Raw genomic sequence first — 13,919 nt, 5'->3', positions numbered from 1 at the left:
TGTTATTGTCCTTCATATTTACCCATATATCTTTTCCATAACTCAGTCTGGTGAGTTTCCAAAGAAATATCCCTACCATCGATAAAAGCATGGGAAAGCTTATTGGTGCGCATATCCAAGGCATCACCCTCAGAAATGAACAAAGTTGCACTTTTACCTACTTCCAGAGTTCCATAATTGTCATCTATGCCAAGAATTTTTGCTGAATTTCCCGTAATAAGTTGAAGTGCCTTTTCCTTATCCAGGCCTTGTTGACCCACCTGACCCGCGTAAAAAGGTAGGTTTCTTGTTTGGAAGTTAGAAGCCTCGTTGTTTTGCAAACCAACCAATAGACCACCATCCACTAATAATTTTGGAAGCTTGTACGGTAAATCGTAGTCGTCATCGTCAAAATTGGGAAGGTTATGTGTAAATTGAACGAGAACCGGAATATCGTTTCTTTTTAGGAAATCGGTTATTTTATAGGCTTCATATCCACCTACCAAAACAACTTCCTTGATACCGTTAGACTTTAGGGTGTTTACCGCATCGATTATTTCCTTTTCTCCATCAGCGTACACATACATTTTCTGTGAACCGTCCAAAACACCTTGCATTGCAGCAAAAGCTGGGTTTACCTCTTTAGGTGTTCCTTTTCCGTAGGCCGTAGAATTTTTTATAAAGGTAACTACGGTTTCAACCTCCTCCATATAATCTTTATTGGGTCGATATCCTCTTTCTTCTCCCATCCACCATCTGCCTTGTCTAAAGCTTCTGGGCCAATTTAAATGTACGCCATCATCAACTTTAATAGCAGCGTCCTCCCAGTTCCAAGCATCAAATTGTACAATGGATGATGTTCCAGAGATTCTACCGCCCGTAGGGGCTATTTGGCCGAGCAATACTCCATTCGGACGCATACTCTCTACTACCTTGGATTCCGCATTATAGGCTATTAAACTACGGACATGTGGAATTAATTCTCCAATTTCATCTTGGTCTTCTGTTGCCCTTACGGCCTCTATCTCTATCAATCCCAAAGTTTTGGCCGGGGCTATAAAACCTGGATAAACATGTTTTCCTGCAGCGTCGATTACTTTTCCTTTTCGGGCAATTTTCATTTTAGAATCACCAACGAATGTCAGTTTTCCATCCTCGAACATAATCAAGGAGCTTTCTATGACCTCTCCATTTCCTAAGTGTGCGGTAGCACCTTCTATTGTTAAGGCTTCTGTCTGCTTAGGTGCAGGAGTCTGTTGCGCCGAACCTGGAATAAAAACAGCTAAGGCCAGAAGTATGAATATTACTTTTTTCATTTTATTTATATTTTCAATTAAAGATTTTTATAGACTTTCACAAGTAAAGTTTCTCTTGGTACTTTGCTTTGGCTTTTGCATCTTTTTTCCTCCAGCTTTTTCCTCGAGCATCATTTTCACCAATTGATTTCTTTCCTTTTTAATGGCTGCTCTTTGTTGTTGGTCCTTTTCTAAATCAAAATAAGTAGTTCCCTCGATAAGGGTTTTTTCTGCTTTGGAATATACGGACATAGGGTGACCGGACCATAGAACCAAATCAGCATCCTTACCTTCTTTAATGCTGCCGACACGGTCATCTAAGTGTAAAAGTTTTGCAGGGTTGATCGTTACCATTTTCCAAGCTTCTAATTCCGTCATGCCGCCATATTTTATTGTTTTAGCAGCTTCCTGGTTTAGCCTTCTTATCATTTCTCGGTCATCACTATTGATAGCAACCGTTACACCTTGGGATTGCATTATTGCGGCATTGTAGGGGATGGCATCATTCACTTCAAATTTGTAGGCCCACCAATCGCTAAATGTACCGGCACCAACACCGTGCTCGTACATTTTATCGGCTACCTTATATCCTTCGAGGATATGGGTAAAGGTGTTTACCCTAAATCCAAACTTTTCGGCCACCTTCATCATCATATTAATTTCACTTTGCACATAGGAATGGCATGATATAAAGCGTTCACCATTAATGATTTCTGCTAAAACTTCCAACTCTTCATCATATCTGTAAGGTTGTCCGCTTTTTTTCTTTTCATCATATTCCTTGGCACGTTGAAAATAATTCATGAATACCTGTTCAACTCCCATTCTTGTCTGTGGAAACCGTGAACGACTGTCCCAATTGGATTGTTTAACATTTTCTCCTAGAGCGAACTTTATAAATTTTGGTGAATTATCATAGATTAGTCCGTCCGCTTCTTCTCCCCACTTTAATTTTAATATGGCCGAGCGACCTCCAATGGGATTCGCCGAACCATGTAGTAACTGCAGGGATGTAACTCCACCGGCCAATGAGTGATATATACCCATATGTTCGGGGTCAACAACATCTTCCATTTTTACCTCTGCGGAACTATTATGTCCTGCTTCATTAACGGAAAGCGCTGCAATATGGCTATGCTCATCTATTATTCCCGCCGTTAAATGTTTTCCCGTGGCGTCAACCACATTGGCACCTCTGGCGCCTAAATCTTTCCCTATTTTTGCGATTTTTCCATTCTTGACCAACACATCTGTATTCTCCAATATTCCGGCATCTTCGCTTGTCCAAACCGTGGCATTTTTAAAGAGTAGATTTTCCTGTTTCGGCTTAGTGGCATATCCATAGCCTACATTGGGAAAGGTAACCGGCATCACCTTTGGAGCATCGGATTTTTCATTATCCTTCTCTGATTTCTCTTCAAAACTTGATATTTTATTGGCTGTGTAAAAGGTTTCGGTTCCATCTGGGAGTATAAGTCTACCGGAAAGATTTTCGGTATCGGGGAGTACGGCTCCTATCATTCTATAGGTCATATCCCCATCATCAGTGGCAAAGGAAAACGTGAGCCAATCATCGGTATAGGATATTTTTGAAGGTAATTTAATGGTATCTTGTTTTACTTCTAATTTAGGTTTGGAAATTTCCCCACTTATGGAAATGTCATAACTGTTTCCCTTAAGTGCGATGGTATAATTACCCCTAATGTCTTTAGTGTTCTTATCATTGATAACATTCTTGTTCCCTTGGACCCAGTTTTCATAAAGCGTGGTCGATTTGTCAAAAATATCACCGGAAGTAATCAAGAAATTGGCATGTGCACCTTTTTTTAGGCTTCCAATTTCTCCTGACTTTCCTAAAATCTGGGCAGGTACAACAGTAAGCGCTTCTAGTGCTTTTGTCTTTGGGAGACCATATTCGATTGCTTTCATTAAGTTTTCCTTGAATTTTGACATCGATTTCAACTCATAAGGTGTTAATGAAAAGGCAACCCCATTTTCTGCCAATACTTTTGGATTGCTTGGTGCTTGATTCCAATAGCGCATATCTTCCAAAGAAACGTAACTCGCTTGGTAAGGGTCGGAAACATCATAGGCATCCGGGAAATCCAAAGGAATTATATAAGTCGCGTTAGTGGCCTTTATTTCATTTATTCTTTCAAATTCGTTTCCTCCCCCAAGAATGGTATACTGTATTCCATTGGCATCGCCAACTTTGTCGGCACGTAGATTGTTGCCCTTATCTTTCGCTTCAAAGATTTGAGGTAGACCCGTGTTCCTATTAAGGGCTTCCAAAGATCTGTCTTTTGTCTCTGCGTTTCCTTTGGCGTACCAAGCGGCATCACTGTACATCTGTCTTAATAATGCTAAGGTTCCCATTAATGAAGTAGGGTAGGATTGTTGTTTGGTGACACTTTTAGTAAGTGAGAAGTATTGTGAAGAACGGTCATCTAAAATACGATTGGCATCCGTTCCCGATCCATTGAGTGCTATAAGCACTCCTGTTCCTCTAGCAATACCATCATGTATATGAGAATTTACCGCTCCAAAACCAGCATCTATCAATTCTTTTGCCTCTTTTTCATCATACTTAAAACTGTTGATAGCATCATTTTCTGGCATGATATGGTCATTCCAATAAAAACCCTCTCGTGTGGGTTCAAATTGTGGAGACCTTCTTCCTCCGCTACTTCGTTTGGGCTGTTCTACTCCAAATTTCGAATACACGTCGATAAAGGAGGGGTAAATGGATTTTCCATCCAGGTCTACCACAATGGTGTTTTGAGGAAGGTTGACAGAACTTCCAACGTTGACTACCTTACCGTTTTGAATTAATAGCGTGCCCTTTTTTATTATCTCGGTCGGAGTAACATAAATTGTAGCGTTCGTAAAGGCCGTATAGTTATTGTTGTTTGCCTTTACACCTTCATTTTCAGGAAAATAATCCTGTGAAAAGATTGTTGCACCACACCAAAGGAGGCATAGTGAAAATAAAATTTTTTTCATTTTGAGTTCGTTTGATTAGTCCTTTTAAAATTAAGGCTTGAATAACTGGTTTACATGGATTTTAGTTTTTTTTAACACTTGAAATCAAGGAATTGAATATCCATAATCCTTATTTTAAATAAAATAGGGTATTCTTACCTAAATTCTTAAAATTTTGTCAGTCTTCTAATGATGGCATAAGGAATAATTGCCATTTTAAAGGAAAAATTTAAAAGGACCTCATAATGGATATTTCTTGTGGTATGCTATTAATAAGGAAACTACGCCATTGTAACTTTTAATTCCTTGCGACTGGTTGTTGGCTTTTAAAAAAGAATTAAAAATAGCTTTAAAGACTGGTTCCATCGGGTTTTCATATTTCTGCCAGAACAAGGCCATTTCCTGGAAATTGGCTCTTACTCCTGGGTTTAAGCTTAGGAATAGTCGGTCAAAAACTTCAATATCACCCCTCCTCACATCACTTAAACAATAGCCCAAAACGTAGGCGTATGCCGCATATTGAAAATATGGATCGTTGTTGTTTGAAGTTACCAAGTATCCAATAAAATTCGTTTCATTTTCAGCAGAATAGCCCAATTGATGTCCTATTTCATGCCCCGTAACGATTGGAAATCTAAAATTTGGTAAAATTCCATTCACCTGTGCTTCATTGGTAAAAGGATTTAAATATCCGGCATATCCCATATAGGTTAATCCCGTACTAAAAATTGAAGTCTTAACGCTGGGTTTTTCATAAGTCAAAAATGGGAACTTTTTGGCAAGCTTTTCATAGCCATTTATGCTCATGGAGAACATTTCCTTTTGGGAATAGGGAATGTCAATTTTTTGAATAGTATCGCCAGCTATTTGTTCCTGAATTGTATTGGTTTTACAAATCAGTTCTTGGGTGAAAGTTACTAGTTCTTGATAATCCTTACTCTCGGTCAATGCCAATTTATTTGAGAGCGGTTTTCGATAGTAATTAAAACCCCATAATAAGTGAAAGGTTAAATAGGCTATGGAGAGCACCATAATAACATCCCTTAAAAAGGAAATCTTTTGGGTTTTAATATGCATCCAATTTTTGTATAGATACCATATTGCAATTAATAACAGGAGGAAATAAATAATATCTCCCATCGAAAATGGAATCCAGCCAAATAGAAATCTAAAAAATTTTGAAATGGCGGGGTATGCTCCAGTGCTATAGTACCTTTCGATGAAATCCGTGTTTTGGCCGAGCCACTTTACTAGAATGATTTGGGGGATTAATGAAACTGCAATGGCAGTTTTTAAGGAAATCTTCATGTAGTCAAAAATAGGGAATTGATATCATGGTACGTATTTTTACTCAAAATTTTGATAATCATGAACGAAGAAATAGTTGAATTGACCCCAAGAAGTGTTTGGAAGAATTTTGCAAAATTGAATGAGGTTCCAAGACCTTCGAAAAAAGAGGAAAGAGTAATTGAATTTATGATTCATTTTGGAAAATCTCTTGGTTTGGAAACACTGAGCGATGAGGTGGGCAATGTAATCATTCGTAAGCCCGCAAGTTCGGGAATGGTTGATAAGAAAACGGTGATCTTACAATCCCATTTGGATATGGTTCACCAAAAGAATTCCGATACCCAATTTGATTTTGATAAGCAAGGCATCCAAATGTATATAGAGGAAGATTGGGTCAAGGCAAAAGGAACGACCCTTGGCGCTGATAATGGCATGGGAGTAGCTGCTATTATGAGTTTACTTGAGGCGGATGATATACAACATCCACCCTTGGAAGCATTGTTTACTATTGACGAGGAAACCGGTATGACCGGAGCTTTTGGGCTTAAGGGAGGATTGTTAAAAGGTGAGATCTTATTAAATCTTGATACCGAAGAGGACGATGAAATCGACATTGGTTGTGCGGGTGGTATTGATGTTACGGCAACGAGAACCTATAAAGAAGTATCGGTTTTACCTAAAGAAGTAGGACTTGAAATTAATGTAAAAGGTCTTTCTGGAGGGCATAGTGGAATGGACATTCATCGAGGTCTGGGAAATGCCAACAAAATTATGAATCGTTTGCTCTACAATGGAAATGAACTTGACTTCAGGATTGCGGAAATTTCTGGAGGTGGGTTAAGAAATGCCATTCCGAGGGAAAGTAGTTGTAAATTAAATGTTGATGAAAATCAGAAAAATGCCTTTTTGGAAATAATGGATAGGGAGATTACAACAATCAAGTCTGAGTTAGTGTTAAAAGAACCGAAGCTAGAGATTTCCGTAGAAGATTTGGATAAGCCCAATGAGCAGCTTATGGAGTTGGAGGCTCAAGATAAGTTTATAAAAATTATGTATGGTTTGCATAATGGGGTTTATAGCATGAGCGCTTCAATGAAGGATTTGGTTGAAACTTCCAATAATATCGCCAAGGTCTCAGTAGGTAATGGCACTATACTTGTTGGGTGTTTAACAAGGTCTTCCGTGGAATCTGGCAAGATGGATTTGGCAAATTCCTTAAAATCGGTATTCGAATTAGGTGGCTTTGCAGTAGACTTTTCTGGTGCTTACCCTGGATGGAATCCGAATATGGATTCCAAGATATTGAAGGTGGTTAGAAGTGTTTATACCAATCTTTTTGCATCTGAACCTGAAGTTGTTGCCTGCCATGCAGGTTTGGAATGTGGTATTTTAGGACAAAATTATCCAGAAATGGATATGGTAAGCTTTGGTCCGACTATAAAGGGGGCGCATTCACCGGATGAACGTGTAAGTATCAGTTCAGTTCAAAAATTTTGGAAATTCTTGATAGAAATTTTAAAACAAACACCATAAAACGAAAAAAGCCGATTGAATTAACAATCGGCTTTTTTACGTAGTATCGAATACTATTCTTGAATTCCTGTGATTTCTATATCGAATACAACATCGGAGTTTGGTGGTATTGGACCGGAACCTTGTGGTCCCCATGCTAAATGTGATGGAATAAACAATCTTACCTTGTCACCGACTTTCATCGTTAGCATACCTTCTTTAAATCCAGCGATTAAACCGGAGTCTGGGCTATAGTCCATGGGCGCAGGAAAGTATCCTCCACCTTGTTGCCTACGTTCGTCGAACATATCATACTTACGTGCTACTTCCTCATAATTACTTTCAAATAAAGTACCATCTGGAAGATATCCAGAGTACATGACCAATACTTTTTGACCGACTTTAGGTTTTTCCCCGTCTCCTTCTTCTAACTGAACTAGTTTTAGTCCCGAAGAAAAAGTTTTGGCATTCTCTTTTTGCTTTTCGGTAGTGGATACAAAATCTTCCTTTACCTTAATTATTTCAGCCTGTTTTTCCTGTTTTTCTTTTTCAATGGCGGCAAGACGCTCCTCTTCACCATCGAAATAGTCGGACATAACCTTAACGGCATCAAATTTTCTGGCTTCCTTGCCATTTCTGATGATTTCAATCGTATTCATGGTTACAGGCACTACCGGTTTGTTGCTTCCAGCAGCTACTTCAACATTTGCAATTGAATCTACAACATCCATTCCTTCAACGACTTTTCCAAATACACTATGTCTATTATCCAACCAGGGTGTTGGAGCATGGGTTATAAAAAATTGACTCCCATTGGAATTTGGACCCGGATTGGCCATGGATAGGATGCCTTTATCACCATGGATTAAGGAATCATTGAACTCGTCCATGAATTTATAGCCTGGACCGCCTGTGCCATTTGCTAGCGGATCACCGCCTTGTATCATAAAGTCCTTCATTACCCTATGAAAGGTTAGTCCATCATAGTATTTCTTTCCTTTATATTGTTCACTAACGAAGGGACTATTTCCCTCTGCCAAGGAAACAAAATTTGCTACGGTTACCGGAGTTTTACCATGTTCCAATTTTACAACAATGTCACCCATAGAGGTTTTGATATCTGCAAAGAGACCATCGCCTAAATCTGCTCTTTGGCTGGTTTTACAACTTGCCATAATGATGGCAATAACTGCCAATAAGTAAACTTTTTTTATCATAATATTTGTTTATTCTTCTAAATTACTCTCTTGTTTTTCAATGTTTAATATGGAAATTGTTGATTTTAAGGGAACGTTTGTTCCTACTTTATTGTTGTCTCCATGATACCCAAAAGCGATGGAAGAAGGAAAGAGAAAAGTCGCCTTTTCATTCTCCTTTAATAATTTTATAGCGGCCCTAAGTCCTAGAAATAGCTCTTGTTTATCTACTTTATAGGTAACAGTTCCAATTTCAGATTCGGAATACAATGTGTCGTTATCTAAGGTAAGTACATTGTAATTAAACGTTACAAGGTCATCCGTTTTAGGGGTATAATCAGAAGAATCGTTAACCCTTAAATAATGATACCAAGAACCGGAAGCACTGTGGGTATAATGTTTTAAGGAATCGTTTGTAATAATCTCCTGAATCTTTTTTTCCTCGACTTCCAAAAGTTTTCGACTCCTTTCGATAGAGGCTTTAAAGTAGCTTCCACTTTTTCTTTGAACCGGTTTTCGGGGTTCAGGACCATCACAGCTAAAAAGTATAACTGAAATAAAAAGTATGCCAAGTGCTCTCATTCTGTCAATGCTTTTTTGTATTGCGGCAATAAGGAAACAAAATGGTTAATTGTTTCTTCTAAATTGCTTTCACTTCTACCTCCGGCGGCATTGGTGTGTCCACCGCCATGAAAATGATTTCTGGCAAATTCATTTACAGAGAAATTCCCAACGGACCTGAATGATATTTTAAATATCCCTTCTTCCTTGTTTTCAATAAAGATGACCGCAAAGCGTATTTTGTCCAAGGTAAGCCCATAATTTACAAAACCTTCGGTATCACCTTTTTCGTAACTGTAGTGGTCTAGTTCTTCTTGTGTTAATGAAATGTAGGCGGTATTAAATTCTTCCAGAATAACCATGTTTTTTAAGGCACATCCTAACAAGTGCAACCTACTGGGGGAGTTGGTGTCGTATATTCGTTCATGGATTTCAGTATTATTTGCTCCTTTATCCATTAAGTCTGCCACAACACGATGCGTTTGGCTAGTAGTCGCTTTAAATTTAAAAGAACCTGTATCGGTCATAATCCCTGTATAGATGCAGTTAGCGATATCCTCATCGATTACATCCAAATCACCCATATACCCAATAAGATTGTAGACCATTTCACATGTGGAGCTCATAAGAACGTCAGAATAGGTAATATCTGCATAATCGGAGGGTTGCTGGTGATGGTCCACCATAATGTATTTGGCCGAGGCGTTTTCAAGACTTTCCGCCATTTGACCTACCCTTCCAAAATCATTAAAGTCCAAAGTGAATATCAATTCGGCCTCCGCAATAATTTTTTTGGTTTCTGTGTTATGCCGCTCAAAATTGAAAACCCTGTTGGCTCCCGGCATCCATTTTAAAAATTTTGGAAAATCATTCGGTGCTATAACATGGGCGTGATGTCCCTTTTTTGTCAAATAGTGGCAAAGAGCTAATGTGGAGCCAATTGCATCGCCATCCGGATTTTTATGTGGAACAATAGCTATCCTTTTTGAAGTGGAAAGCAATTGCTTTAGTGCCTCTATTTGCTCAAAATTCATGGGCGCAAAGATACAATTTAATAGTAAAAGGAGTTAATAGTTAAATTCAAAATGCTTGTAAATAACGGTTTGGTAAAGCGCCATAAAGTTGCTGTTTTTAGGGAAAAGCGTATTTTTGCGCAAAATTAAAAGAAATGACTACAAATAGAACATTTACAATGATAAAGCCAGATGCCGTTGAAAACGGTCATATTGGTGCCATTTTAGAAAAAATTACAGCTGCTGGCTTTAAAATTGTAGCTATGAAATATACTCAGTTGAGTATGAGGGATGCTCAGGAATTCTATGCGATTCACAAGGAAAGACCTTTCTTTGGGGAATTGGTGGACTTTATGACCAGAGGTCCCATTGTTTCGGCTATTTTGGAAAAGGAAAATGCGGTAGAAGATTTTAGGGCTTTAATAGGAGCTACAAATCCAGCAGAGGCCGCCGAAGGAACTATTCGAAAAATGTTCGCAACCGATATTGCAGAGAATGCAATACACGGTTCGGATAGTGATGAGAATGCAGCTGTAGAAGGTGCCTTCCATTTTTCAGGCAGGGAAATCTACTAGAGTAAAATAAGTTTGTTACAAAAAGACCGGCTTTTAATGGGCCGGTCTTTTGTTTTTATGAAACTAAGTTTTAGCGGAGTACCAGTTTTTTGATAAGGTCTTTTCCCAGTTCTTCGTTGAGCATAGAGATAATTTTTGTCTTTCCCAACCCTAATTCTTCCCTTAAAACCGAGGAGGAGAGGGATACAAATAAGGTTTCTTTTTTAAGCTCCACGGCCGTTGTATAGTTCTCTACACCATTTCCCATTAATCTGGCCCAAGCAGTCCTCACATCCACCTTATCCATTCCTTCTTGAAGATTGTTTTTCTTTAAAAAGGCCGAAAGTGCATCAGACATGTTTAAATGGTCATTTTCTCTACGTGACATTAAAGGTCTAATTTTAGGGGTTCAAAACGTTTGAAGTGATAAATTAAGCCGTCAGGGTTTTTTACGGAGAAATTATCGGAGGATAAAGATATAAGACTTTCTTCCCATTCGCTCAATGGATTCTCATATTTTATAAGGAATTTTTCATTTCTTTCTATTATTTTGAAGGCTTCTGCATCATCTGAAGTTTCAAAACTCCCATCAAATTTCGGAACCACTTTTTTTTTATACCCTTGGAGATTATCCAATTGAATATAATCGACCACAGCACTCATTTGGTATTCTTTTTTCTCCCCGTTTGGGAATTCAACTTCCTGGATTTCCCAATAACCGTTTAAAAGGTCTAATTTTTCCTTACTTATGTTATGGGAACAGGACATGCCAATAAGTAGGGTTAAAAGCAAAAATCTTTTCATGACTCAAGTTTGAAGATTTTATAAGTTTGATGAATTTTTTTCACCACCGCTTCAGTTCTTTCTGCGTGGGTGTCACTTACAAATATTTGCCCAAAATTTTCTTGGTTAACTAGTGAAATAATGTGGGAAACTCGGTGTTCGTCCAATTTATCGAAAATATCGTCCAAAATTAAAATGGGCTTAGTCTTCGATATTTCCTGCATAAAGTGAAATTGGGCAAATTTCAAGGCAATTAAAAAGGATTTTTGCTGACCTTGGCTTCCAAATTTTTTAATGGGATAGTCCCTGATGGTAAAATTCAGGTCATCCTTGTGTATTCCGACACTCGTATATTGTAATGCTTTGTCCTTATCAATATTATTCTCTAATAAAGTTTTAAGCTCTTCGTCTATCAGTTTACTGTCATAGGTAAGATTTACTTCCTCTGTATTATTGGTAATAGCGATATATTGTTCTTTAAAAATAGGGATGAACTCATCTAGAAACTTCAATCGTTTTGTAAAGATATCTGTACCATACCTTTCCAATTGCTCATTGTAGACATTTAGTGTAGTCTTATCAAAAGTGTGGTTGGCTGCAAAGTATTTTAACAGTGCATTACGTTGCGATAATACTTTATTGTAATTGATTAGTGATTGCAAATACTCCTTATCGGACTGGGAAATAACACCATCCATAAATTTTCTGCGAACATCGCTACCTTCTAAAATTAAATCTCGGTCTGCTGGGGATATTATAACAAGAGGCAAGACCCCAATGTGATCTGCGAATCGCTCATAAGGTTTGCCGTTTCTCTTGATAATCTTTTTACTACCTTTTTTGAGGCTGCAAACTATTTTCTCTTCTTTGTCTGCTTTTTGAAATATTCCTTCGATTACGAAAAATTCCGTACCGTGTTTAATGTTTTGGGACGAAACCGGATTAAAGTAACTTTTACCAAAGGAAAGATGATAAATCGAATCTAAAATATTGGTTTTACCTACCCCATTATCACCTACGAAGCAGTTAATTTTTGAATCAAATTCTAGATTTTTGGATTCAAAGTTTTTGTAATTAAGAAGGGAAAGATTTTTAAGAAACATTAAAAATAATAGGTTTTTCGTCGGTGTTTGAGCATTAGCTAACAAGACTTCCAAAAATAACGAATAAATACACTATTGGATTTCAATAAAAACTTTATTTTTGCGCGACCAATAAAATTAGAGATGGCAACATATAAGAAAAGAGGATTTAAACCCAAAACAAAGGTTGAGGCTCAGGAGTTTGAGGAACAGGAAAGTACAACTGCCGAAGTTTTTAGTTCGTTGGATGAAGGCGCCTCTAAAACCGAGGAGTGGGTTTCTAAGAATCAGAATTATATTTTAGGTACAATAGGTGTTATTGCGGTGGCGGTATTGGGATACTTGGCATATAGCCAATTCGTTTTGAAACCAAAAGAGGCTAATGCAGCCAATGAAATGTATTACCCTCAGCAATATTTTGACCAAGCTTTGACAAGCACTACCGCCAAAGATTCTTTGTTCACTTTAGCATTGGAAGGTGGAGAAGGTAAATATGGTTTTCTAGATATTATAGAGGAATACAATGGTACCAAAGCGGCTAATCTTGCTAGCTATTCGGCAGGTATGTCCTACTTGAATATGAATAAGTATCAAGAAGCAATCGATTATCTGGAAGACTTTAATTCAGATGATGATATACTGGGGGCTTTGGCAAAAGGAGGTCTTGGAGACGCTTTTATGCAACTAGACCAACCATCGGATGCTTTGGGTTATTACGAATCTGCCTTTGCTCATAGTACAAATGACTATACAACTCCAAAATTCCTTTACAAGGCAGGTGTTACCGCTTTGGAAATGGGTAATAACACTAAAGCACTAGAATATTTTCAACGAATTAAAGATGAATTTTCTAACTCCGAAGCGGCCAACACTATCGATGCCTTTATTGGAATAGCTAAAACTGGGGCGTAATGGCCACGGAAAACAAAAATTTATCCGAATACGATAAGGAAACAATCCCAAATGCGAAAGACCTTCGGTTTGGGATTGTTGTATCTGAGTGGAATTCCAATATTACGGAAGGCTTATATCAAGGTGCCGAGTTAGCACTTAAAGATTGTGGTGCTCAGGATTCCAATATTATTAGATGGAATGTGCCTGGTAGTTTTGAGCTTACTTATGGTTGTAAAAGGATGATACAACAGGAAAAACCGGATGCTATCATTGCCATTGGAAGTGTTATACAGGGTGAAACTAAACACTTCGATTTTGTTTGTAGTGCTACTGCGCAAGGTATCAAAGACCTTAACGTTTTACACAGGGTTCCGGTAATATTCTGCGTTTTAACGGATAATACTATGCAACAAGCCATTGACCGTAGTGGGGGTAAACACGGTAATAAGGGCGCGGAAGCTGCCATAGCGGCAATCAAAATGGCCGTTTTAGGAGCTTAGCAATATACTTTATTCTAAGAATCTTCTATTCAATGTAATTGACCATAGCATTCTGTTAACAAATTTTGGCTTTCCCTATGGGGCCTTTTTTTCTATTTTAAGTAACTTTGAGGTTATGGGAATGCTAAGTAAAATAACACGTTTACGAAAGAATAGGCAATTCGAATATAATCCTAGATTTTATGATGATAAGGGTAAGGGGAACCCGTATAAAATAGAACCTAAGTTCGACCAGTTTAGAAGTACGGTCCACAATCAACGGGGTTTAAAAAATAAAA

The 13,919-nt window shown here is 38.0% G+C and carries 13 protein-coding genes; 4 read left to right on the top strand and 9 right to left on the bottom strand.

What is annotated here, in order from left to right; translation table 11 throughout:
• Positions 1–2: 2 nt before the first annotated feature.
• From PP182_RS14210 to PP182_RS14200, 3 genes are all read right to left on the bottom strand, one after another.
• On the bottom strand, positions 3–1,295 hold the full coding sequence (locus tag PP182_RS14210; RefSeq protein ID WP_272651932.1) for an amidohydrolase family protein: 1,293 nt from the start codon (positions 1,293–1,295) through the stop codon (positions 3–5).
• Between the two features lie 27 nt (positions 1,296–1,322).
• Entirely contained in the window at positions 1,323–4,277 is a 2,955-nt protein-coding gene (locus PP182_RS14205; RefSeq protein WP_272651931.1) for an amidohydrolase family protein, read from the bottom strand.
• Positions 4,278–4,496: 219 nt separating this feature from the next.
• Positions 4,497–5,564 (bottom strand): DUF3810 domain-containing protein, encoded by a 1,068-nt coding sequence (locus tag PP182_RS14200; RefSeq protein ID WP_272651930.1) that lies wholly within the window; start codon positions 5,562–5,564, stop codon positions 4,497–4,499.
• A gap of 60 nt (positions 5,565–5,624) precedes the next feature.
• On the opposite strand from PP182_RS14200, the gene PP182_RS14195 reads away from it, so the two are divergent.
• Positions 5,625–7,079 carry an aminoacyl-histidine dipeptidase gene (locus PP182_RS14195; protein WP_272651929.1) on the top strand — a complete coding sequence of 485 codons (1,455 nt, stop codon included), beginning with the start codon at positions 5,625–5,627 and terminating at the stop codon, positions 7,077–7,079.
• 53 nt (positions 7,080–7,132) lie between these two features.
• On the opposite strand, the gene PP182_RS14190 is transcribed toward PP182_RS14195, so the two are convergent.
• From PP182_RS14190 to PP182_RS14180, 3 genes are read right to left on the bottom strand one after another with little or no spacing between them, the layout of a single operon-like run.
• On the bottom strand, positions 7,133–8,275 hold the full coding sequence (locus tag PP182_RS14190; RefSeq protein WP_272651928.1) for a peptidylprolyl isomerase: 1,143 nt from the start codon (positions 8,273–8,275) through the stop codon (positions 7,133–7,135).
• Between the two features lie 9 nt (positions 8,276–8,284).
• A complete protein-coding gene (gldI, locus tag PP182_RS14185; RefSeq protein ID WP_272651927.1) occupies positions 8,285–8,836 on the bottom strand; it encodes a gliding motility-associated peptidyl-prolyl isomerase GldI in 552 nt (183 codons plus the stop codon).
• The gene (locus tag PP182_RS14180; RefSeq protein WP_272651926.1) at positions 8,833–9,849 is read right to left on the bottom strand and encodes a DHH family phosphoesterase; all 1,017 of its coding nucleotides are present in this window, start codon (positions 9,847–9,849) and stop codon (positions 8,833–8,835) included. The genes gldI and PP182_RS14180 overlap by 4 nt, the downstream gene beginning before the upstream one ends.
• A gap of 134 nt (positions 9,850–9,983) precedes the next feature.
• On the opposite strand from PP182_RS14180, the gene PP182_RS14175 reads away from it, so the two are divergent.
• Positions 9,984–10,403: a nucleoside-diphosphate kinase gene (locus PP182_RS14175; RefSeq protein WP_272651925.1), complete on the top strand. Its 420-nt coding sequence runs from the start codon at positions 9,984–9,986 to the stop codon at positions 10,401–10,403.
• A 70-nt stretch (positions 10,404–10,473) separates the two neighbouring features.
• Here PP182_RS14175 and PP182_RS14170 read toward each other — a convergent pair whose 3' ends face one another.
• The 3 genes from PP182_RS14170 to recF are packed head-to-tail and all read right to left on the bottom strand — an operon-like array spanning position 10,474 to position 12,268.
• A complete protein-coding gene (locus PP182_RS14170) occupies positions 10,474–10,770 on the bottom strand; it encodes a DUF721 domain-containing protein (protein ID WP_272651924.1) in 297 nt (98 codons plus the stop codon).
• Positions 10,770–11,186, bottom strand: coding sequence for a hypothetical protein (locus tag PP182_RS14165; RefSeq protein WP_272651923.1), 417 nt, complete (start codon positions 11,184–11,186; stop codon positions 10,770–10,772). The genes PP182_RS14170 and PP182_RS14165 overlap by 1 nt, the downstream gene beginning before the upstream one ends.
• On the bottom strand, positions 11,183–12,268 hold the full coding sequence (gene recF / locus PP182_RS14160; protein ID WP_272651922.1) for a DNA replication/repair protein RecF: 1,086 nt from the start codon (positions 12,266–12,268) through the stop codon (positions 11,183–11,185). The genes PP182_RS14165 and recF overlap by 4 nt, the downstream gene beginning before the upstream one ends.
• Before the next feature lie 123 nt (positions 12,269–12,391).
• On the opposite strand from recF, the gene PP182_RS14155 reads away from it, so the two are divergent.
• Both PP182_RS14155 and ribH read left to right on the top strand, forming a co-directional pair.
• Positions 12,392–13,159 carry a tetratricopeptide repeat protein gene (locus PP182_RS14155; RefSeq protein WP_272651921.1) on the top strand — a complete coding sequence of 256 codons (768 nt, stop codon included), beginning with the start codon at positions 12,392–12,394 and terminating at the stop codon, positions 13,157–13,159.
• Positions 13,159–13,641, top strand: coding sequence for a 6,7-dimethyl-8-ribityllumazine synthase (ribH, locus tag PP182_RS14150; RefSeq protein WP_272651920.1), 483 nt, complete (start codon positions 13,159–13,161; stop codon positions 13,639–13,641). The genes PP182_RS14155 and ribH overlap by 1 nt, the downstream gene beginning before the upstream one ends.
• Positions 13,642–13,919 lie beyond the last annotated feature (278 nt).

Origin of the sequence: Maribacter sp. PR1 (assembly GCF_028464145.1) — a bacterium.
In the GTDB taxonomy this organism is placed as follows: domain Bacteria; phylum Bacteroidota; class Bacteroidia; order Flavobacteriales; family Flavobacteriaceae; genus Maribacter.
Note: the sequence above shows the minus strand (reverse complement) of the source record. Positions and strands in the feature narration are given on the sequence as shown.